The sequence below is a fragment of the Pseudomonas sp. GD03842 genome, assembly GCF_029841165.1.
Lineage (GTDB): Bacteria > Pseudomonadota > Gammaproteobacteria > Pseudomonadales > Pseudomonadaceae > Aquipseudomonas.
The window spans coordinates 61,179-81,877 of the sequence record NZ_JAOCEA010000019.1 but is presented as its reverse complement, the minus strand read 5'-3'; the positions used below and the strand labels follow the sequence as shown (position 1 = coordinate 81,877).

The following is a 20,699-nucleotide window of genomic DNA, read 5'->3' as shown; positions in this document are numbered from 1 at the left end:
AAATAAAGTGATGCGATGACCGCCTGCCTCAGGTATCGGCCGGATAACGGGCCGACTTGAGTACGCCGACACGCGGCGCACGAATAAACGATCGACGGCCATGTCAGGCCACCTGCCCGACGAGCTGTTCAGTGAGCAGGTGCTTGAGCAAGGCGCGGTACGCCAGCACCCCGCGGCTCTTGCCGTCGAATTGCGACGGGGTCACCCCGGCGCGGCTGGCGTCACGCAGCCGCGTGTCGACCGGAACGTACGCCTTCCAGACATGCTCGGGAAAGCTGTCGCGCAACAGCTTCAGGGTGCCCATCGAGGCCTGGGTACGGCGATCGAACAGAGTCGGCACGATGGTGTAAGGCAAGGGCACTTTGCGTGAACGATTGATCATCGTCAGGGTGTTGACCATGCGTTCCAGCCCCTTGACCGCCAAGAACTCGGTCTGCACCGGAATCGCCAGCTGCTGGCTGGCGGCCAGCGCGTTGACCATCAACACGCCCAGAAGCGGCGGACTGTCGATGATCGCGTAATCGAAATCCTGCCACAGTTGCGCGAGGCTTTTGGCGATCACCAGGCCCAGACCGCTCTGGCCCGGCGTCTGGCGCTCCAGCGTCGCCAGTGCGGTGCTCGACGGTAGCAGGGATATGCGCTGATCGCTGGTCGGAAGCAGCAGTTGACCGGGCAAACCCTCGGGCACCACGCCCTTGTGCAGGAACAGGTCGAAACAGCTGTGCTCCAGGGCGTCCGGGTCGTGTCCGAAATAACTGGTCATCGAGCCGTGAGGGTCCAGATCGACGACGACCACGCGCTTGCCCGCCTCGGCCAGCAACCCGGCTAAAGCGATCGAGGTGGTGGTCTTGCCGACCCCACCTTTCTGATTGGCGACTGCCCAGACTCTCATGTATTCGTTTCCAACCGATCAGCCCACGGACATGATCGGAACCGTTATGGGGCAGATGACGAAGATTTGACGCCTTGCGGCGGTTTGGCTGGAGCCGGTGCAGTTTGTGTGCCAGCCCGACGCAAAGCCGCATCGGGTTTCGCATTGGCTGCGGTGCCGGAACCGGTCAGGCTGCGGCGCACGTCCAGGTTACGGGAAATCACCAGCACCACCCTTCGGTTGCGAGCCCGGCCATCCGCCGTGGCATTGGAGGTCAGGGGCTGGAACTGACCATACCCCACCGACGCCATGCGCGCGGGATTGATCCCATCCATGGCCAGCATGCGTACGATGCTCGAAGCACGGGCCGATGACAGTTCCCAGTTGCTGGGGTACTGCGCCGAGCTGATGGGCTGATCGTCGGTGAAGCCTTCGACGTGAATCGGGTTGTCGAACGGTTTGATGATCTTCGCCACTTTGTCGATCAGATCGAACGCCTGGTTACTGGGCATCGCATCGCCACTGCCGAACAACAGGCTGGAGTTCAACTCGATTTCGATCCACAGCTCGTTGCCGCGCACCGTCATTTGGTTGGAGGCGATGAGGTCGCCAAAAGCGGCATTGACGTCGTCGGCAATGGATTTGAGCGGGTCGTCGGCGCCCTGCCCCAACGCCGCATCGGTCTGTTCGCTGTCCTGGACCAGTGGGTCGGCAGGGCGCACGGTCTGGGGTTTCTGCTCACCGATGGGAATCGGCCGAACGCTACGCTCGGCCTCATTGAAGACACCCACCAGCGCCTCGGAGAGGACCTTGTACTTGCCTTCGTTGAGCGACGAAATGGAATACATCACCACGAAGAACGCGAACAGCAAGGTGATGAAATCCGCGTAGGACACCAGCCAGCGTTCGTGGTTTTCGTGCTCTTCGTGGTGACGACGTCGACGGGCCATCAGTCCATCACTCCATGAAGCCTTGCAGCTTCAGCTCGATCGAGCGCGGGTTTTCACCCTCGGCAATCGACAACAGCCCTTCCAGCAGCATCTCGCGATAGCGAGATTGGCGCAGGGCCACGGCTTTGAGTTTGTTGGCCACTGGCAACAGGATCAGGTTTGCCGATGCCACGCCATAGATCGTGGCGACGAAGGCCACTGCGATGCCGCTGCCCAACTGGTTGGGATCGGCCAGGTTGCCCATGACGTGAATCAGGCCCATGACCGCACCGATGATGCCGATGGTCGGGGCATAGCCGCCCATGCTTTCGAACACTTTGGCGGCCTGGATGTCGCGGCTTTCCTGGGTCAGGAAATCCACTTCCAGAATGCTGCGGATGGCCTCCGGCTCGACACCGTCGACCAGTAATTGGAGGCCCTTGCGCGAATACGCGTCGGGTTCGGAGTCGGCCACCGTTTCAAGCCCCAGCAGGCCCTCCTTGCGGGCGGTCAGGCTCCAGGACACCACGCGGTCGATCCCACCGGCCAGGTCGACCCGCGGCGGAAAGAGAATCCAGATGAAGATCTGGATCGCCCGCTTGAACGCACTCATCGGCGTTTGCAGCAGGCAGGCGGCGATGGTGCCGCCTATCACGATCAGCGCGGCCGGCCCGTTGATCAGCGCGCCCAGATGGCCGCCTTCGAGGAAGTTGCCGCCAATGATGGCGACGAACGCAAGAATGATCCCGATGAGCGTCAAGACATCCATTACAGGCACGCCTCGACCAAATGACGCCCGATGTCGTCCAGGCTGTAAACCGCATCAGCCAGGTTGGCTTTGACGATGGCCATCGGCATGCCGTAGATCACACAGCTGGCTTCGTCCTGCGCCCACACGTGGCTGCCGCCCTGTTTGAGCATGCGAGCCCCCTCACGTCCGTCGGCTCCCATGCCGGTCAGCACCACCGCCAACACCTTGTCGGCATAGGCCTTGGCCGCCGAGCCAAAGGTGATGTCCACACAGGGCTTGTAATTCAGGCGCTCATCACCGGGAAGGATTTTCACCGCACCACGGCCGTCGACCATCATCTGCTTGCCCCCCGGAGCCAGCAGCGCCAGGCCTGGGCGCAGAATATCGCCATCTTCGGCCTCCTTGACGCTGATGCGGCACAGCTTGTCCAGACGCTCGGCGAACGCCTTGGTGAACGCCGCGGGCATGTGTTGAATCAACACGATGGGGGCCGGGAAGTTGGCCGGCAGTTGAGTCAGCACCCGCTGCAGCGCCACGGGGCCACCCGTGGAGGTGCCGATGGCGACCAGCTTGTAGGCCTTACGCTTGGGCGCGGCAGACGGAGCGACGTGGGGCGCGGGCGCAGCGGCTGCACGCGCCGGTGCAGGCGCAGGGCGTGCAGGGCTCGGCGCCGGGGCAGAACTGCGCGGCGAGCTGGCAGCCGGTGCCGCGGATGGTGCGACCGGTGCGCTGCCAAAGCTGCTGAAACGGCGGTTGCTGCGGGAAATGGTGTGCACCTTTTCGCACAGCATCTGCTTGACCTTTTCCGGGTTGCGCGAGATGTCTTCGAAGTTTTTGGGCAGGTAATCGACGGCACCGGCGTCCAGGGCATCCAGGGTGACCCGGGCGCCTTCGTGGGTCAGCGAAGAGAACATCAGAACCGGTGTCGGACAGCGCTGCATGATGTGGCGGACCGCGGTAATGCCATCCATCATCGGCATTTCGTAGTCCATGGTGATCACGTCAGGCTTGAGGGCCAGCGCCTGTTCGATCGCTTCTTTGCCGTTGGTGGCGGTACCGACCACTTGAATCGTTGTGTCAGAGGAAAGAATTTCCGAGACGCGCCGGCGAAAGAACCCGGAATCGTCTACCACCAGAACCTTGACTGCCATAAACACTCCATTCGGAAAACCGGCCAGAACGGCTCGCCGCTTTCCATTAATCACTCGACAAGTTCACGCCTCGAGGTGCGTGGAACTTACGCGGGAGTGAGCTCGGCTTCACCGCCACCCTGGGTCGGTGACGAGCAGCGCTTGGGTGAGCGCACATTCCCACAACGGGCAAAACCAGCGTCAGTAACCCCGCCCCCCTGTTCACGAGCAAGCTCAGGAACAGGGAGGATGGAGCCTCCGTCAGATACGCCGTGCAGCGTAGCGCTTGAGCATGCTCGGTACGTCAAGGATCAGTGCAATGCGCCCGTCCCCCGTGATAGTGGCGCCCGACATGCCAGGCGTGCCTTGCAGCATCTTGCCCAGCGGTTTGATGACCACTTCTTCCTGACCCACCAACTGATCGACGACGAAGCCGATGCGCTGCGTGCCGACCGACAGGATCACGACGTGCCCTTCGCGCTGCTCTTCATGGGCGGCGTCGCTGACCAGCCACCGTTTGAGGTAGAACAGGGGCAGCGCCTTGTCGCGTACGATCACCACTTCCTGACCGTCGACCACGTTGGTGGTGGACAGGTCCAGGTGGAAGATTTCGTTGACGTTGACCAGCGGGAAGGCAAACGCCTGGTTGCCCAGCATGACCATCAGCGTCGGCATGATCGCCAGCGTCAGCGGCACCTTGATGACGATCTTCGAGCCTTGGCCCTTGGTGGAGTAGATGTTGATCGTGCCGTTGAGCTGGGCAATCTTGGTCTTCACCACGTCCATGCCCACACCTCGGCCGGACACGTCGGAGATCTCGGTCTTGGTCGAGAAGCCCGGCGCGAAGATCAGGTTGTAGCAATCGGTATCGCTCAGGCGGTCCGCCGCATCCTTGTCCATGACGCCCCGCTTGACCGCGATCGCACGCAGCACGGCGGGGTCCATGCCCTTGCCATCGTCGGAGATCGACAAGAGGATGTGGTCGCCCTCCTGTTCCGCCGACAGCACCACTCGACCGCCGCGTGCCTTGCCGGCGGCCTCGCGCTCTTCCGGCGATTCGATACCGTGGTCCACCGCGTTACGCACCAAGTGGACCAGCGGATCGGCCAGCGCCTCGACCAGGTTTTTGTCGAGATCGGTTTCTTCGCCGACCAGCTCAAGGTTGATTTCTTTCTTCAACTGACGCGCCAGATCGCGAACCAACCGCGGGAAGCGCCCGAAAACCTTCTTGATCGGCTGCATGCGGGTCTTCATGACCGCGGTCTGCAAGTCGGCAGTCACCACGTCCAAGTTGGACACGGCCTTTGACATGGCTTCGTCGCCGCTGTTGAGACCCAGGCGGACCAAGCGGTTACGCACCAGTACCAGTTCGCCGACCATGTTCATGATTTCGTCCAGCCGTGCCGTATCGACACGCACGGTGGTTTCCGCTTCGGTCGGCGCCTTGTCGGCTGCGGGGGCAGCCGCTCGGGCTGGCGCAGCAGCGGCCGGAGCCGCCGCTTTGGCAGGCGCAGGCGCTGCCTTGGCCGGTGCGGCAGCCGGTTTCGCCGCTTCGGCTTTGGGCGGCTCCGCTTTAGGAGGCTCGGCTTTCACCGGCTCGGCTTTTTTGGCGGGCGCGGCGACGGAAGCACTGGCGGCCACGTCTGGCGAGAAGGTGCCTTTGCCGTGCAACTGATCGAGCAAGGCTTCGAATTCGTGATCGGTGATTTCGTCCGAGGGGGCTGCGCTCCCCTCTGTCGCGGCAGGTGCAGCGGTCACCGCAGCTCCCGCAGCATCCGGCGAGAACGCACCCTTGCCATGCAACTGGTCCAGCAGGGCTTCGAATTCGTCGTCGGTGATTTCGTCGCTGGCGGGTTCGCTCGCGACCGCGGATGCCGCGGGGGGAACGACAGCATCGACCGCGAACTGACCCTTGCCGTGCAACTGGTCGAGCAACGATTCGAATTCGGCGTCGGTGATTTCATCACTGGCCGCTGCGTCGCTCGGCGCGGAGGCCGCCGCCGGTGCGGGCGCCTGAACGCCAGCGGCTTCGGCTTTGACGGCATTCAGCGAGTCCAGCAACTGCTCGAACTCTTGATCGGTGATGTCGTCCGAGGCGGCTGGGGCCTCTTCTTCCACGACCGGCTCGGGCTCCGGCTCAGGCGCTGCGGCGACCTCGTCAGCCGAGGCAGGCTCCGCCAGGCGGGAAAGCGCGGCAAGCAGTTCAGGGGTGGCCGGGGTGATGTCGGAACGCTCGCGCACTTGGCCGAACATACTGTTGACGGTGTCCAGGGCTTCGAGCACGACATCCATGAGTTCCGAATCGACCCGACGCTCACCTTTGCGCAGGATGTCGAACACGTTCTCGGCGATGTGACAGCATTCAACCAGCTCGTTGAGCTGGAGGAAGCCGGCGCCCCCTTTTACAGTGTGAAAACCGCGAAAAATTGCATTGAGCAGGTCCGCATCGTCGGGTCGGCTTTCCAGCTCGACCAGTTGTTCGGACAACTGCTCCAGAATCTCGCCGGCCTCTACCAGAAAATCCTGAAGGATTTCTTCATCGGCGCCGAAGCTCATTGGTGGGTGCTCCTAAAATTAACCGTCAAACCGATCCAGAGGCTTCATCGTCGGTCAACGCGCGTGGCTTTCGTCGAAACCTTCGCGCGCCACACCCACAACCACTTTCACATAGAACCTGAGTGCTCGAACATCAGAACCCGAGGCTGGATAGCAGATCGTCTACATCATCCTGGCCGGATACGACGTCTTCACGTTTATCGGCATGAATCTGCGGACCTTCACCCTTGGAATGAAGTTTTTCCTGTTCTTTTTGCTGGCGGAACGCTTCCTGGTCGTGCTGGATGCCAGCGAAGCGATCGACCTGGCTGGCCATGAGCACCAGCTTGAGCAAGTTGCTCTCCACTTCGGTGACCAACTTGGTCACGCGTTTGATGACCTGACCGGTCAGGTCCTGGAAATCCTGCGCCAACAAAATGTCGTTCAGATGCGTTGCGACGTCATGGGTTTCCTTCTCGCTGCGCACCAGGAAACCTTCGACGCGGCGGGCCAGATCCCTGAACTCCTCGGCGCCGATCTCACGACGCATGAAGCGTCCCCAATCCTCGCTCAGCGTTTTGGCATCGGCGCTCAGGCCATTCATCAGGGGCGTGCTCTGCTCCACCAGATCCATGGTTTTATTGGCCGCGTTCTCCGTCAGCCTGACAACGTACGACAGGCGTTCGGTGGCGTCCGTGATCTGGGACACCTCTTCGGCTTGCGGCATGTGCGGGTCAATCTGGAAATTGACGATCGCACTGTGCAGCTCACGGGTCAGCTTGCCCACTTCCTGATACAGGCCCCGATCACGGGTCTGGTTAAGCTCATGGATAAGTTGCACGGCTTCGCCGAACTGGCCTTTTTCAAGGCTGGTCACCAGCTCTTGTGCATGTTTCTTCAGGGTCGACTCGAAGTCACCCATTGATGAATCTTTAGGATCCATAGCGCCCTCGCAGCGAACATCAGCTATTGACGCGCTCGAATATCTTGTCGATTTTTTCTTTGAGCACCTGGGCCGTGAACGGCTTGACGACATAGCCGTTCACGCCGGCCTGCGCGGCCTCGATGATCTGTTCGCGCTTGGCTTCGGCGGTCACCATCAGCACAGGCAGGTGACGCAGACGCTCGTCGGCACGCACCTGACGCAGCAGCTCGATACCGGTCATGCCCGGCATGTTCCAGTCCGTCACCAGAAAATCGAAAGCCCCGCTCTGCAGCATGGGCAATGCGGTGGTACCGTCATCTGCTTCGGCCGTGTTGGTGAACCCAAGGTCACGCAACAGGTTTTTTATGATCCGCCGCATCGTTGAGAAGTCATCAACGATGAGGATTTTCATGTTCTTGTCCAATTCGACCTCCAAGCAGTCTTTAACGCACCCAGCTCCCGGGTGCGCGTTCAATCAATACCGGTACGACAAACCACCGGCGACACGACAACGAGAGGGCTTTGGAATCGAAAGGTACGAGCGCAGCGGATAAGAGTCCCGAAGACCTGATCCGACCGGCTCCTGCCTTGTCTCTTTTGCTTCCCACATCACATCTTGCACAGCCGGTCTTACAAGCAACACACAACGCCCTCGAACAGGCGTTGCGTCAATCCATCAGCGTGCCCGCCATTCACCCAGCCGCCCGCGCAGACGCGCGGCGCACTGGCTGTGCAACTGGCTGACACGGGATTCGCTGACCCCCAGGACCTCACCGATTTCCTTGAGGTTCAGCTCTTCATCGTAATACAGCGCCAGCACCAGCCGTTCACGCTCGGGCAGGTTGGCAATGGCATCGGCCAGCGCGCTCTGGAAACGCTCGTCTTCCAGATCCCGCGAGGGCTCCAGCGACTGGCTCGCGCCATCCTCATGCAGCCCCTCATGTTCGCCGTCCTGCAACAGATCGTCAAAGCTGAACAGGCGACTGCCCAAGGTATCGTTCAAAATCCCGTAATAATCATCGAGACTCAATTGAAGTTCGGCAGCAACCTCATGATCTTTAGCGTCGCGGCCGGTTTTCGCTTCAATCGCGCGGATCGCATCACTGACCATGCGCGTGTTGCGGTGAACCGAACGCGGCGCCCAGTCCCCTTTGCGGACTTCGTCCAGCATGGCCCCGCGGATACGAATACCCGCGTAGGTCTCGAAGCTGGCCCCTTTCGAGGAGTCGTATTTGGTCGAGACTTCGAGCAACCCGATCATGCCCGCCTGAATCAGGTCCTCGACCTGGACGCTCGCTGGCAACCGCGCCAGCAGGTGGTAGGCGATGCGCTTGACCAGAGGGGCATAGCGCTCGATCAGCTCGTATTGGGAGTCCTTGGATGATTTGCTGTACATGCGATAGCCACTTGCGGTCATGACACAGGCCCTGCACTGGTCTGATGAACCAGGCGCTCAACGAAAAATTCAAGGTGACCCCGCGGGTTCGCCGGCAGCGGCCAGGTATCGACCTTCTGCGCGATGGCCTTGAACGCCAGCGCACATTTGGAACGCGGGAAGGCTTCGTACACCGCGCGCTGCTTCTGCACCGCCTTGCGCACGCACTCGTCGTACGGCACCGCACCCACGTATTGCAGGGCGACGTCCAGGAAGCGATCGGTGACCTTGGTCAACTTGGCGAACAGGTTGCGCCCTTCCTGCGGGCTCTGTGCCATGTTGGCCAGGACACGGAAGCGGTTCATGCCGTAGTCACGGTTAAGCAATTTGATCAGCGCGTAGGCGTCGGTGATCGAGGTCGGTTCGTCGCACACCACCAGCAGCACTTCCTGTGCCGCGCGTACGAAACTCACCACCGACTCGCCGATCCCGGCGGCGGTGTCGATCACCAGCACGTCCAGGTTGTCACCGATTTCGCTGAAGGCCTGGATCAGGCCGGCATGCTGCGCCGGGCTCAACTGCACCATCGTCTGAGTGCCGGAGGCTGCGGGCACGATGCGCACGCCCCCCGGCCCCTGCAGCAGGACATCGCGCAGTTCGCAGCGCCCTTCGATGACGTCGGCCAGGGTACGTTTGGGGGTCAGACCCAGCAAGACGTCGACATTGGCCAGACCCAGATCGGCGTCCAGCAACATGACGCGACGTCCCAGCTCGGCCAGGGCCAGCGAGAGGTTCACTGACACATTGGTCTTGCCTACGCCACCTTTGCCACCGGTCACCGCGATAACCTGAACGGGATGCATGCTGCCCATAGTTAATTCTTTACCTTGTCTTGCTTAGACCCAAGCCACATTTCGGGCTGCACGTCCACTGAGTGAACAATGCCTGGCAGACCATCGATGCAGGTATTTTCCAATGTCATTTTCCTTAACCTAGCCCGCGCGCTTGCCGGTGCTGTGATAAAGATCCGCAAACATATCCGCCATCGCTTCCTCGCTAGGCTCCTCCTGCATCTGCACGCTGACGGCACGGCTTACCAACTGGTGTCGACGCGGCAAATGCAGATCATCGGGGATCCGTGGGCCATCGGTCAGATAGGCCACGGGCAATTCGTGTGTCACCGCCAGGCTCAGCACTTCGCCCAGGCTGGCGCTCTCGTCCAGCTTGGTCAGGATGCACCCGGCCAGGCCGCAACGCTTGTAACTGTGATAGGCCGCCGTCAGCACTTGCTTCTGGCTGGTCGTCGCCAGCACCAGGTAATTGCGTGCCCTGATGCCACGCCCGGCCAGGCTCTCCAATTGCAGGCGCAGTGCCGGGTCGCTGGCTTGCAGGCCGGCGGTGTCAATCAGCACCACGCGCTTGCGCAGCAGCGGTTCCAGTGCCTGAGCCAGCGATTGCCCCGGGTCGACGTGGGTCACCGGCACATTGAGGATGCGGCCCAGCGTCTTGAGCTGTTCCTGAGCCCCGATGCGGAAGCTGTCCATGCTCACCAGCGCGATATTTTGCGCGCCGTATTTCAACACATAACGGGCGGCGAGTTTGGCTAAAGTGGTGGTCTTGCCCATTCCGGCCGGACCGACCATGGCAATCACCCCACCCTCTTCCAGCGGCTCGACATCCGGCGTGACGATCATCCGCGCCAGGTGCGCCAACAGCATGCGCCAGGCGTGGGGTTGATCGTCGAGGTCCGGCACCATGTTCAGCAGGTCCCGGGACAGCGGACCGGACAGCCCTACCCGTTGCAGACGGCGCCACAGATTGGCCTGCTGCGGACGGCTGCCCTGCAACTGGTTCCAGGCCAGCGAGCCAAGCTGCACTTCCAGCAACTCGCGCAGCCCGTTCAATTCGGAACGCATCGACTCGTAGGCCCGCTGGCTGATGCCTGGCTCGGCGGCGGACTGACGCTCGGTGCGCTCGGCTCGATCCGCCGCGATGGCGGCGTGGATGGAGGGGCGGAACGGTTCGTCCAGGGTCGGTTCGATCTGTTTGCTGTCGTCCATGGCAAGCCCGGTGAACAACTGCCGGTTGGCCACGGCGTCCAGGTCGCTGCGGCTGGTCAATTCGGCCTGGGCGGTGACGATGCGCGACTGAGTCTTGCGCAGTTCGTCCTCGAGCTCGACGTTGGGCACGCGCGGCGCCAGCGCCGACAGTTTGTAGTCCAGCGCGGCTGTCAGTTCCACACCGCCGGCGATCCGCCGGTTGCCGATGATGGCGGCTTCAGCGCCCAGCTCATCGCGAACCAGTTTCATGGCTTGTCGCATATCGGCGGCGAAAAAACGCTTAACTTGCATGACTCACTACCTCAGCCGTTAGGCCCGACAGTCGCTACGATGGTAACTTGCTTGTTGTCAGGAATTTCCTGATAAGCCAACACATGCATGTTCGGTACGGCCAGGCGTCCAAAGCGGGACAACATGGCGCGAACCGGACCTGCGACCAACAAAATAACCGGCTGACCCTGCATCTCCTGACGCTGCGCTGCTTCGATCAACGAGCGCTGAAGCTTCTCAGCCATGCTCGGTTCGAGCAGAACGCCTTCTTCCTGACCCTGTCCAGCCTTCTGCAGACTATTGAGCAATATCTGTTCCAACCTTGGCTCAAGCGTGATAACAGGCAGCTCCGGCTCAATGCCGACAATGCTTTGGACGATGGCGCGGGACAATCCGACCCGTACAGCGGCCACCAATGCGGCGGTATCTTGACTCCGGGCCGCATTGTTGGCGATGGCCTCGGCGATACTGCGAATGTCGCGTACCGGCACCTGTTCGGCCAACAGCGCTTGCAACACCTTGAGCAGGGCCGACAATGACAGCACGCCTGGCACCAGCTCTTCAGCCAGTTTGGGCGAACTCTTGGCCAGCAACGTCATCAGTTGCTGGACTTCCTCATGGCCGATCAGCTCATGAGAGTGTTTGTAGAGAATCTGGTTCAAGTGCGTTGCCACTACGGTACTGGCATCGACCACGGTGTACCCGAGCGATTGAGCCTGGGCACGTTGGCTGATTTCGATCCAGACCGCTTCCAGACCGAACGCCGGGTCTTTGGCAGTGATGCCGTTGAGGCTGCCAAAGACTTGGCCGGGGTTGATCGCCAGTTCACGGTCGGGGTAGATCTCGGCTTCGGCGAGGGTCACGCCCATCAACGTCAAACGGTAGGCGCTGGGCGCCAGGTCCAGGTTGTCGCGGATGTGCACGGTGGGCATGAGGAAGCCCAATTCCTGCGAGAGCTTCTTGCGCACGCCTTTGATCCGCGCCAGCAGTTGACCACCCTGGTTGCGATCCACCAATGGAATCAGTCGGTAGCCCACTTCCAGACCGATCATGTCGATCGGGGTGACGTCGTCCCAGCCCAGTTCCTTGGATTCCTGCGCGCGGGTCGGCGATGGGAGCAAGTCCTGTTGACGCTTGAGCTCTTGAATCGCTGCCAGCTTCGTCTGGTTCTGTTTCTTCCACAGCAGATAGGCGCCGCCAGCTGCCAACAGACCGAGGCTGATGAAAGAGAAGTGCGGCATGCCCGGCACCAGGCCCATGATCACCATGATGGCCGCCGACACCGCCAGCGCTTTGTGCGAGGTGAACATCTGGCGACTGACCAGCTTGCCCATCTCCTCGGAGCCGGATGCCCGAGTGACCATGATGGCTGCCGCGGTGGAGAGCAACAGCGAAGGCAACTGCGCCACCAAACCGTCACCGATGGTCAGCAGGGCGTAGACCTTGCCGGCGTCGGCAAAGGTCATGTTGTGTTGCAGGATCCCCACCAGCATGCCGCCGATGAGGTTGATGAACAGGATCAGGAGGCCAGCGATGGCGTCACCGCGTACGAACTTGCTGGCACCGTCCATGGAACCGTAGAACTCAGCTTCCTGCGCCACTTCCAGACGACGGCGCTTGGCTTCGGGCTGGTCGATCAGGCCCGCGTTGAGGTCCGCGTCGATCGCCATCTGCTTGCCGGGCATCGCATCGAGGGTGAAACGCGCGCTCACCTCGGAAATACGGCCGGCACCTTTGGTCACCACCACGAAGTTGATGATCATCAGGATCGCGAACACCACGATACCGACCACATAGTTACCGCCGATCACCACTTCACCGAACGCCTGGATCACTTTACCCGCAGCGGCGTGGCCATCCTGGCCGTGCAGCATGACCACCCGCGTGGACGCGACGTTCAATGCCAGACGCAGCAGCGTTGCCACCAGCAGAATGGTCGGGAATACCGAGAAATCCAATGGCCGCAAGGCGTACACGCAGACCAGCAGCACGACGATGGACAGCGCGATGTTGAAGGTGAAAAACACGTCCAGCAGGAACGGTGGCATCGGCAACATCATCATTGCCAGCATGACCAGCAACAGCAACGGCACGCCCAACTGGCCGCGACCCAGGCCGACCAGCCCGGAGCGGGCGTTAGTGATTAATTGAGAGCGATCCACCGATTCTGTACCTGCGCGTTAAATCAAACTTTTGACGCCAGAGGCGCTGTAACGCAGGTATTGCAAAAACCTGTCCAACTTGTGGACAGACTTAAAAATATCAGAGTGCCATCACTGAAGAACGTGTCGTGGTCGACATCATTTGGCTTTTGATTCTTAGTGGGATGCCCTGGCGGGCCTCGTCGCGGGCAAGCGCGCTCCTACCTCTGTTGAAACGTGTTGCATTCAGACAGACCGAGTGCGGAACCTTTTTTGTCCATCAGGCCATGGCACGTTGCAAAAACTGTGGGATGCCCTGGGGGGGCCTCGTCGCGGCAAGCGCGCTCCTACATTTTTTGCAATGCGTCATGGCCTGATGAACCGCGTCGGTCGCCTTGGTGCTTGACTCCGATTTTGCGTCGATCAAAAAAAGGCTACGCACTCGGTCTATCAGCATGCGGCACGGTGCAACAGATGTAGGAGCGCGCTTGCCCGCGACGAGGCCCGCCAGGGCATCCATGTCGCGATTCCCGCCTACGAATCCCGCTGCAAATCCGGCGGAATCGGCAGGTTGTCTTTCAGCGGATCCGGCCGCTTGCCCCTCCCGGCACGGTACTGACGGATCTGATAGACATACGCCAGCACCTGCGCCACCGCCAGATAGAGCCCCGCGGGAATCTCGCTCTCCAGTTCGGTGCTGTAGTAAATCGATCGCGCCAACGCCGGCGATTCCAGCAACTGAATCTCGTGTTGCGTGGCGATTTCCCGAATCTTCAGGGCTACGAAGTCCGTACCCTTGGCCAGCAACACCGGCGCCCCACCTTTGTCCGGGTCGTACTTGAGCGCGACGGCATAGTGAGTCGGGTTGGTGATGACCACATCGGCCTGGGGGACCGCCGACATCATTCGCCGCTGAGACATTTCACGCTGCAACTGGCGGATACGTTGTTTGACTTCCGGGCGCCCCTCGTTGTCCTTGTGCTCGTCGCGCACCTCCTGCTTGGTCATCAGCAGTTTCTTGTGCGCTTCCCACAGCTGCACCGGCACGTCCACGGCGGCAATGATCAACAGCCCAAAGGCCATCCACAAGGTGCTCCAGCCCACCAACTGCAGGCTGTGAGCCATCGCCATTTCCATCGGTTCGTGGGCGATAGCGACCAGATCCTTCTGGTCCTTGACCAGCACCACGACCGCCACAATCAGGACGATGACGAACTTGGCAAGGGACTTGAGCAGTTCGATCAGTGATTTGGGCGACACCATGCGCTTGAGACCGGCCAACGGATTGAGCCGGCTGAACTTGGGGGCCAGCGAGCCTGCGGCGAACAACCAGCCCCCCAATGAGATCGGGCCGATCAGTGCGGCGATGGTCAGCGCCACCAGCAGCGGTGTGGCCGACAACAATGCGGCCTTGCCCGACGCCATGAGCATCAGCCCCATGCTGCGCTCATCGAGCAACGCCTCGCGGGAGATGATGAAATTGTCGCGCATCAACTGCATCATCATCTCGGCCATGGAACCGCCGAACGCCAGCAGACCGGCGGCGCCGACGATCATCACCACGACCGTATTCAGCTCCTTGGAACGGGCAATCTCACCCTTCTCCCGAGCCTCGCGCTTGCGCTTGTCCGTGGGGTCTTCTGTCTTGTCCTGACCGCTCTCGCTTTCAGCCATGTCAGCGCGCCTTGACCATGTCCTTGAGCAACTGCAAGGCGTCGACCGCCAGCGATTGATACTGATTGAGAATGTCGCCGAGGGTGATCCACAGGATTCCCATGCCCAGCACCAGGGTCAGTGGAAACCCGATGGAAAAAATATTCAACTGGGGTGCCGCTCGGGTCATGACGCCCATGGCGATGTTGACCACCAGCAACGCGGTGATGGCCGGCAGCACCAGGATCAGCGCAGCCCCAAGCACCCAGCCGAGGCGCAGCACCAATTCCCAGAAATTCGCCGTGACCAGCCCCTGCCCCACCGGCAAGGTGGTGAAGCTTTCGATCAGCACTTCGAACACCACCAAATGACCGTTCATCGCTAGAAATAGCAGGGTGACGAGCATGGTGAAGAACTGCCCGATGACCGCCACCGTCACGCCGTTCACCGGGTCGACCATCGAGGCGAAGCCCATCCCCATCTGGATGGCGATGATTTGCCCGGCGACGACGAACGCCTGAAAAAACAGTTGCAGCGACAGCCCCAACGCCACCCCGATGATGATCTGCTCGGCGATCAGCAACAGCGCGCTGATATCCAGTGCGTGCACTTCGGGCATGGGCGGCAGGCTTGGCGCGACCACCACCGTGATCGCAAGCGCCAGGTACAGTCGCACCCGGGTGGAGACCAGGGACGTGCCGAACACGGGCATGGTCATCAGGACAGCGGCGATGCGAAACAGCGGCAGCATGAAAGCGGCCACCCAGGTGCTGATCTGCGTGTCGGTCAGCGCCAGAACAGGTTCCATTGCCGACTCAGCCGATGACTTGGGGAATGCTGGTGTACAGCGTGACGATGTAATCCATGAAGGTGCGCACCAGCCACGGACCGACGGCAATCAGGGTGACCAGCATCACCAGCAGGCGCGGCAGGAAGCTGAGGGTTTGCTCGTTGATCTGGGTGGCCGCCTGGAACATCGAGACCAGCAGGCCGACGATCAGGCTGGGTACCACGAGGATCGCCACCATAGTAGTGGTCAGCCACAAGGCTTCGCGAAACAGATCTACAGCGACTTCCGGGGTCATGCCGTGCACTCCACGTCAAACAGGTTCATACACCACCGAAGCTACCGGCCAGCGTACCAATGATCAGCGCCCAGCCGTCCACCAGCACGAACAGCATGATTTTGAACGGCAGGGAAATGATCAGCGGCGACAGCATCATCATCCCCATGGCCATCAATACGCTGGCGACGACCAGGTCGATGATCAGAAACGGAATGAAGATCATGAAGCCAATCTGGAAAGCGGTCTTCAGCTCCGAGGTCACGAAGGCCGGCACGATGATCGTCAACGGCGCAGCGTCCGGCGTCGGGATGTCGGTGCGCTTGGACAAGCGCATGAAGAGTTCCAGGTCACTGGAGCGGGTCTGCGCCAACATGAAGTCCTTGATAGGCACCTCGGCCTTGGCCACCGCGTCCTGAGCCGTCAGCTTTTCAGCCAGATACGGCTGCAGGGCATCGGTGTTCACCCGGTCGAACACAGGAGCCATGATGAACAGCGTCAGAAACAGCGCCATGCCCGTGAGAATCTGGTTCGATGGGGTCTGCTGCAACCCCAGCGCCTGACGCAGGATCGAGAACACGATGATGATCCGGGTGAAGCTGGTCATGAGCATGACGAACGCTGGAATGAAGCTCAGCGCCGTCATGATCAACAGGATTTGCAGGCTGACCGAATATTCCTGCTGACCATTGGCGCCGGTGCCCAGGGTGATCGCCGGAATCGACAGCGGGTCGGCGGCGATCGCCAAAGGCGCTGCCAGCAGCAACAGCAGCGTCAACACAATGCGCATCAGTTCTTATCCTTTTGACCCGGTTTGCCCAAGGCGTCCATCAGCCGCCTGGCGAACTCCGGCGTGGCGTGCTGCGTCTCGGGCACCTGCACCGGCTCGTTCATGACATGCAAGGCGGTGATGCTGCCGGGCGAAACCCCCAGCAGCACCTGCTCATTGCCGACCTGGACCAGTACCAGGCGATCGCGCGGCCCCAATGCCCGCGAGCCCACCAGTTCGATGACCTGATTGCCCGCCGGGCCTGCCGCTTGAACTCGCCGCAACAGCCAGGCGAGACCGAAGATCAGCGCTACCACCAGCCCGAGACCCAACACGAGCTGCAGCAACTGGCCGCCGATGCCACTGCTAAGGGCACTGACCGGCGGGACCACCGTCGGGGAGGTATTCGGTGCGGCAGTGGCAGCGGTCGACGAGCCGGCATCCGCAGCCATCACCGCCCATGACGTCAGCCACACCGAGGCGGCGAGCGAGCTCCTGAGCCACTTCATCGAGAACGCGCCCACTTAGCGCAGCTTCTTGATGCGTTCGCTCGGGCTGATCACGTCGGTCAGGCGGATGCCGAACTTCTCGTTCACCACCACCACCTCACCGTGAGCGATCAGCGTGCCGTTGACCAGTACGTCCAACGGTTCGCCGGCCAGGCGGTCCAGCTCGATCACCGAACCCTGGTTCAGTTGCAGCAGATTGCGAATGTTGATGTCGGTGCTGCCCACCTCCATGGAGATGGACACCGGGATATCGAGAATCACGTCCAGGTTCGGGCCATCCAGCGACACCGGACCGGTCTGCTTGGGCATGCTGCCGAACTCTTCCATCGCCAAACGATTGGCCGAAGACTGGGCGTGGCCCGCGTCAGCCGCGAGCAGCGCGTCGATGTCGGCTTGGTTGCCCTCTCCCGCCTCGCCCAGGGCCGCAGCCCACTCGTCGGCCAGTGCCTGGTCGTCTGTGGAGTTCATTTCGTTTTCATCAGCCATGGTTGTCCTCGGCGAGCAATATTCGTTGACACAGCAATTCGTTTACACAGCACATTCTGAAGCGGACGGCGAATGATCAGCGACGTTCCACCGGCTCGACCACCTGCAGCGCCAGGTTGCCTTTGTGCGAGCCGAGCTTGACCTTGAACGAGGGCACGCCATTGGCCCGCATGACCAGGTGCTCGTTGAGCTCCACCGGGATCACGTCACCTGGCTGCATGTGCAGGATGTCGCGCAGCTTGAGCTGACGGCGGGCGACGGTGGCACTGAGTGGCACCTGCACATCCAGCACGTCCTGCTTGAGGGCATTCACCCAGCGCTCGTCCTGGTCGTCCAGATCGGACTGGAAACCGGCATCGAGCATTTCCCGCACCGGCTCGATCATCGAGTACGGCATCGTCACATGCAGGTCGCCGCCGCCACCGTCCAGTTCGATATGGAACGTCGATACCACGATCGCTTCGCTCGGGCCGACGATGTTGGCCATGGCCGGGTTCACTTCCGAGTTGATGTACTCGAAATTGACTTCCATGATCGCCTGCCAGGCTTCCTTGAGGTCGATGAACGCCTGGTCCAACACAATCCGCACCACGCGCAGCTCGGTGGGCGTGAATTCGCGGCCTTCGATCTTCGCGTGGCGGCCGTCGCCGCCAAAGAAGTTGTCCACCAGCTTGAACACCAGCTTGGCGTCGAGGATGAACAGCGCCGTGCCACGCAGGGGCTTGATCTTGACCAGGTTCAGGCTGGTGGGCACGTACAGCGAGTGCACGTACTCGCCGAACTTCATCACCTGCACGCCGCCCACCGCCACGTCCGCCGAACGGCGCAACAGGTTGAACATGCTGATACGGGTGTAACGGGCGAAACGCTCGTTGATCATTTCCAGGGTCGGCATTCGTCCACGGACGATGCGGTCCTGGCTGGTCAGGTCATAACTTTTGACGCTGCCCGGTTCGATAACGCTTTCGGTCTGTACCAGACCATCGTCCACGCCATGCAGCAGCGCGTCGATTTCATCCTGGGACAGCAGGTCTTGCACGGCCATGTCGTGGTCCTACTGCAGTACATAGTTAGTGAAAAGAACCTGTTCGATGACGCTTTTGTTCAGCTCTTTCTGGCCGACTTCCTGCACCACCGCCGCCGCCTTCTGGCGCAGCATTTCCATGCCCACAGGGGTGGCGATGGTGTCGAACGGCTGACCGGAAAACATCATGACCAGGTTGTTGCGAATGACCGGCATGTGCACCTTCAGCGCTTCCAGATCGGCATGGTCGCGGGCCAGCAGGGTAATGCTGACCTGCATGTAGCGCTGACGTCCATTGACGTTGTAATTGACCACGAACGGAGGCGTCAGCGGCTCGAAAATCGCCTCTTTCTTGACGTTCGCTGCTTCAGCGGCCACAGCGGGGTCCGGCTTGCTTTCGGCCTTGTGCATGATGAACCAGGTCGCCCCGACCGACAGCCCGATCGCCAGCAAAAGACCGACCACCATCAGAATAATGATCTTCAGCTTGCCTTTCTTCGCCGGGTCTTTAACTGCTGCGTCGTCGCTCTTCGCCATGCCAATAATCCGTCACTATCCAAAGGGTTCGGTGTTGCGTGACAGAGGGAGAGCAAGGTGTGTGCCAGATAAGGCCGCTACGAGCGACAAGCGCTAAGTAAAAGCAAAGCGGCGAGGCCGAGAGACAACTTGGTCTCAGACACTCGCCGCTTTTGATTCTGGCCGAAGGCCTTCGGGGCGTGGCTTGTGGTGATCGATCAGGCGTAGTAATCGACCGCGCTGGAGCCCACGACGGTCAGGGGGGCGCTGGCCGCTGCAGCCGCGGCGTCGATCGGTGCACCGTCGGCGATCAGATCACCGGCACTGTCGGCGCCGCGCGTGCCACTGCCACGCTGGGCATCACCGCCCGACTGTTGCTGCGCCTGCTGCTGCATGTTGCGCGACTGGTCGGAGACGTTGACATCGACCTGCCCCATCCCTTGCTGGGCGAAAGAATCACGCAACCGGGCCATCTGGCTTTCGAGCGCATCCCGGACACCGACATGGGCGCTCATGAAGGTCACCTGAGTCTGCTGGTCTGCCGCCATATTGACACGGATGTCCAGGCGGCCGAGCTCGGCCGGCTCAAGCTGAATGTCGGCCTGCTTCAGACTCTGGCTGGAGAGGTACATCACACGGTTGACCACACCTTCGGTCCAACCGCTCTGGTTCATCGCCAAGGGCTGGTTGAGCAATGGCGAAGACGGTGCTGCCCCCGGCTTGGCCTGGGCCGCCTGCGACAGCGCCGCCAGACGATCGGCGAAGTTATCGACGCGCGTATCGGCGCTGGCGCCCTTTACGTCCTTCAGGCCATCAGCCAACAGGCCACTGAACGCCTTGTCGCCACCACTGTCGGTGGCGTTCTTGTCGACAGGTTGGTCACCCAACGCCGCCAAGTTACCGGCCAGCATTTGCGCCGGATCGCCACTGGCGTCCTGCTTGCCGCCGGCTTTGTTGGCGTCCGTCAGGTGGCCAGCGCTTTGCGCCGTCTGTTGAGTCTTGTTCTCCAGCGCGACTTGAACCGCGGTCAGGCCTTCCAGTGGATCGGCCGAAGGGTCGAAGGCTTCATCGGCGGCGTCCGAGGCAGTCGGGGCGGTAGGCGCCTGCACCACGGGTGGCGGAATCACGGGCAAGTTATTGGCCAGCAACGCAGGATCGACCACGGGTTGCGGGTCCACCACCGGCTGAACGGGCTCGGTGACCGGTGCAGTGACGGCCAGGGTCGGGTCCGGCAGTGGATCGGTGGACGCATCAGCCACGGTCGCGTCTTCGGTAGCCGGGGCGGTACTGGCCCTGTCATCGGTGTCGTCATTGCCTTGCTTGGCACTGCTGTCGGCCTTGCTGTTGACCGCTTTGGCAGGCAAGCCATTGCCGTTACCGGCAACGGTCTTGTCGGAAGCGGCAGACGAATGGCTGGCGCTGCCCTTGTTGTCCACTGCCGAACTCTTGGCGCCGACCGGCTTGGCAGGGCTGTCATCGACACTGGATGGCTTGGGAGCAGCCTGCTTGGCGAATACGTTCGAAAAGCTGGAGGCGTTGTCTTTGACGGGGTCTGGCGCCTTTGCCGACGTGGCGGCGCTGGCTTTCTGGGCTTTGGCAGCGGTCAGAGCCGTCAATAAAGGGTTGTTGGCAAGGGCCATGTTGATCTCCGCAAGAGCACGATTGCACGAAGACCTAGCAATTGACGGGCC

General features: G+C 61.3%; 20 protein-coding genes. All 20 read right to left on the bottom strand.

Annotation, left to right across the window (positions count from 1 at the left end; all coding sequences use genetic code 11):
- Nucleotides 1-103: 103 nt before the first annotated feature.
- Nucleotides 104-892 carry a ParA family protein gene (locus N5D61_RS23000; protein WP_108240152.1) on the bottom strand — a complete coding sequence of 263 codons (789 nt, stop codon included), beginning with the start codon at nt 890-892 and terminating at the stop codon, nt 104-106.
- A gap of 44 nt (nt 893-936) precedes the next feature.
- Nucleotides 937-1,821: a flagellar motor protein MotD gene (gene motD / locus N5D61_RS22995; RefSeq protein WP_279894308.1), complete on the bottom strand. Its 885-nt coding sequence runs from the start codon at nt 1,819-1,821 to the stop codon at nt 937-939.
- A gap of 7 nt (nt 1,822-1,828) precedes the next feature.
- On the bottom strand, nt 1,829-2,569 hold the full coding sequence (locus N5D61_RS22990) for a flagellar motor protein (protein ID WP_108240150.1): 741 nt from the start codon (nt 2,567-2,569) through the stop codon (nt 1,829-1,831).
- Nucleotides 2,569-3,702 (bottom strand): chemotaxis response regulator protein-glutamate methylesterase, encoded by a 1,134-nt coding sequence (locus N5D61_RS22985; protein ID WP_108240149.1) that lies wholly within the window; start codon nt 3,700-3,702, stop codon nt 2,569-2,571. The genes N5D61_RS22990 and N5D61_RS22985 overlap by 1 nt, the downstream gene beginning before the upstream one ends.
- Before the next feature lie 240 nt (nt 3,703-3,942).
- Nucleotides 3,943-6,237: a chemotaxis protein CheA gene (locus N5D61_RS22980; protein WP_279894307.1), complete on the bottom strand. Its 2,295-nt coding sequence runs from the start codon at nt 6,235-6,237 to the stop codon at nt 3,943-3,945.
- Between the two features lie 133 nt (nt 6,238-6,370).
- Complete coding sequence (locus tag N5D61_RS22975) at nt 6,371-7,159, bottom strand: protein phosphatase CheZ (RefSeq protein ID WP_108240147.1); 789 nt, start codon at nt 7,157-7,159, stop codon at nt 6,371-6,373.
- Nucleotides 7,160-7,178: 19 nt separating this feature from the next.
- Nucleotides 7,179-7,553: a chemotaxis response regulator CheY gene (locus N5D61_RS22970; RefSeq protein ID WP_177411131.1), complete on the bottom strand. Its 375-nt coding sequence runs from the start codon at nt 7,551-7,553 to the stop codon at nt 7,179-7,181.
- 264 nt (nt 7,554-7,817) lie between these two features.
- Nucleotides 7,818-8,558 carry an RNA polymerase sigma factor FliA gene (fliA, locus tag N5D61_RS22965; protein ID WP_108240146.1) on the bottom strand — a complete coding sequence of 247 codons (741 nt, stop codon included), beginning with the start codon at nt 8,556-8,558 and terminating at the stop codon, nt 7,818-7,820.
- Nucleotides 8,555-9,388, bottom strand: coding sequence for a flagellar synthesis regulator FleN (gene fleN, locus N5D61_RS22960; RefSeq protein ID WP_108240145.1), 834 nt, complete (start codon nt 9,386-9,388; stop codon nt 8,555-8,557). Before fleN ends, fliA begins: the two co-directional genes overlap by 4 nt.
- Before the next feature lie 120 nt (nt 9,389-9,508).
- A complete protein-coding gene (flhF, locus tag N5D61_RS22955; RefSeq protein WP_108240144.1) occupies nt 9,509-10,867 on the bottom strand; it encodes a flagellar biosynthesis protein FlhF in 1,359 nt (452 codons plus the stop codon).
- 11 nt (nt 10,868-10,878) lie between these two features.
- Complete coding sequence (flhA, locus tag N5D61_RS22950; RefSeq protein WP_108240143.1) at nt 10,879-13,008, bottom strand: flagellar biosynthesis protein FlhA; 2,130 nt, start codon at nt 13,006-13,008, stop codon at nt 10,879-10,881.
- A gap of 513 nt (nt 13,009-13,521) precedes the next feature.
- Nucleotides 13,522-14,661, bottom strand: coding sequence for a flagellar biosynthesis protein FlhB (gene flhB / locus N5D61_RS22945; RefSeq protein ID WP_279894306.1), 1,140 nt, complete (start codon nt 14,659-14,661; stop codon nt 13,522-13,524).
- A gap of 1 nt (nt 14,662) precedes the next feature.
- Nucleotides 14,663-15,448: a flagellar biosynthetic protein FliR gene (fliR, locus tag N5D61_RS22940; protein ID WP_279894305.1), complete on the bottom strand. Its 786-nt coding sequence runs from the start codon at nt 15,446-15,448 to the stop codon at nt 14,663-14,665.
- 7 nt (nt 15,449-15,455) lie between these two features.
- Complete coding sequence (gene fliQ, locus N5D61_RS22935) at nt 15,456-15,725, bottom strand: flagellar biosynthesis protein FliQ (RefSeq protein WP_108240140.1); 270 nt, start codon at nt 15,723-15,725, stop codon at nt 15,456-15,458.
- 25 nt (nt 15,726-15,750) lie between these two features.
- Nucleotides 15,751-16,494, bottom strand: a complete 744-nt coding sequence (fliP, locus tag N5D61_RS22930; protein ID WP_108240139.1) for a flagellar type III secretion system pore protein FliP — start codon at nt 16,492-16,494, stop codon at nt 15,751-15,753.
- Nucleotides 16,494-16,982 (bottom strand): flagellar biosynthetic protein FliO, encoded by a 489-nt coding sequence (gene fliO / locus N5D61_RS22925; RefSeq protein WP_177411130.1) that lies wholly within the window; start codon nt 16,980-16,982, stop codon nt 16,494-16,496. The genes fliP and fliO overlap by 1 nt, the downstream gene beginning before the upstream one ends.
- Nucleotides 16,983-16,997: 15 nt before the next feature.
- Nucleotides 16,998-17,468, bottom strand: coding sequence for a flagellar motor switch protein FliN (gene fliN / locus N5D61_RS22920; RefSeq protein WP_108240138.1), 471 nt, complete (start codon nt 17,466-17,468; stop codon nt 16,998-17,000).
- Nucleotides 17,469-17,544: 76 nt separating this feature from the next.
- Nucleotides 17,545-18,513 carry a flagellar motor switch protein FliM gene (gene fliM / locus N5D61_RS22915; protein WP_108240137.1) on the bottom strand — a complete coding sequence of 323 codons (969 nt, stop codon included), beginning with the start codon at nt 18,511-18,513 and terminating at the stop codon, nt 17,545-17,547.
- Between the two features lie 9 nt (nt 18,514-18,522).
- Nucleotides 18,523-19,029 (bottom strand): flagellar basal body-associated protein FliL, encoded by a 507-nt coding sequence (gene fliL, locus N5D61_RS22910; protein WP_108240136.1) that lies wholly within the window; start codon nt 19,027-19,029, stop codon nt 18,523-18,525.
- Nucleotides 19,030-19,226: 197 nt separating this feature from the next.
- Nucleotides 19,227-20,648 carry a flagellar hook-length control protein FliK gene (locus tag N5D61_RS22905; RefSeq protein ID WP_279894304.1) on the bottom strand — a complete coding sequence of 474 codons (1,422 nt, stop codon included), beginning with the start codon at nt 20,646-20,648 and terminating at the stop codon, nt 19,227-19,229.
- Between the last annotated feature and the right edge of the window lie 51 nt (nt 20,649-20,699).

Excerpts from the sequence above, each read along its gene's own strand:
- N5D61_RS23000 (WP_108240152.1), bottom strand. The coding sequence starts at position 892 with ATGAGAGTCTGGGCAGTCGCCAATCAGAAAGGTGGGGTCGGCAAGACC.
- motD (WP_279894308.1), bottom strand. The coding sequence starts at position 1,821 with ATGGCCCGTCGACGTCGTCACCACGAAGAGCACGAAAACCACGAACGC.
- N5D61_RS22990 (WP_108240150.1), bottom strand. The coding sequence starts at position 2,569 with ATGGATGTCTTGACGCTCATCGGGATCATTCTTGCGTTCGTCGCCATC.
- N5D61_RS22985 (WP_108240149.1), bottom strand. The coding sequence starts at position 3,702 with ATGGCAGTCAAGGTTCTGGTGGTAGACGATTCCGGGTTCTTTCGCCGG.
- N5D61_RS22980 (WP_279894307.1), bottom strand. The coding sequence starts at position 6,237 with ATGAGCTTCGGCGCCGATGAAGAAATCCTTCAGGATTTTCTGGTAGAG.
- N5D61_RS22975 (WP_108240147.1), bottom strand. The coding sequence starts at position 7,159 with ATGGATCCTAAAGATTCATCAATGGGTGACTTCGAGTCGACCCTGAAG.
- N5D61_RS22970 (WP_177411131.1), bottom strand. The coding sequence starts at position 7,553 with ATGAAAATCCTCATCGTTGATGACTTCTCAACGATGCGGCGGATCATA.
- fliA (WP_108240146.1), bottom strand. The coding sequence starts at position 8,558 with ATGACCGCAAGTGGCTATCGCATGTACAGCAAATCATCCAAGGACTCC.
- fleN (WP_108240145.1), bottom strand. The coding sequence starts at position 9,388 with ATGGGCAGCATGCATCCCGTTCAGGTTATCGCGGTGACCGGTGGCAAA.
- flhF (WP_108240144.1), bottom strand. The coding sequence starts at position 10,867 with ATGCAAGTTAAGCGTTTTTTCGCCGCCGATATGCGACAAGCCATGAAA.
- flhB (WP_279894306.1), bottom strand. The coding sequence starts at position 14,661 with ATGGCTGAAAGCGAGAGCGGTCAGGACAAGACAGAAGACCCCACGGAC.
- fliR (WP_279894305.1), bottom strand. The coding sequence starts at position 15,448 with ATGGAACCTGTTCTGGCGCTGACCGACACGCAGATCAGCACCTGGGTG.
- fliQ (WP_108240140.1), bottom strand. The coding sequence starts at position 15,725 with ATGACCCCGGAAGTCGCTGTAGATCTGTTTCGCGAAGCCTTGTGGCTG.
- fliP (WP_108240139.1), bottom strand. The coding sequence starts at position 16,494 with ATGCGCATTGTGTTGACGCTGCTGTTGCTGCTGGCAGCGCCTTTGGCG.
- fliO (WP_177411130.1), bottom strand. The coding sequence starts at position 16,982 with ATGAAGTGGCTCAGGAGCTCGCTCGCCGCCTCGGTGTGGCTGACGTCA.
- fliN (WP_108240138.1), bottom strand. The coding sequence starts at position 17,468 with ATGGCTGATGAAAACGAAATGAACTCCACAGACGACCAGGCACTGGCC.
- fliM (WP_108240137.1), bottom strand. The coding sequence starts at position 18,513 with ATGGCCGTGCAAGACCTGCTGTCCCAGGATGAAATCGACGCGCTGCTG.
- fliL (WP_108240136.1), bottom strand. The coding sequence starts at position 19,029 with ATGGCGAAGAGCGACGACGCAGCAGTTAAAGACCCGGCGAAGAAAGGC.
- N5D61_RS22905 (WP_279894304.1), bottom strand. The coding sequence starts at position 20,648 with ATGGCCCTTGCCAACAACCCTTTATTGACGGCTCTGACCGCTGCCAAA.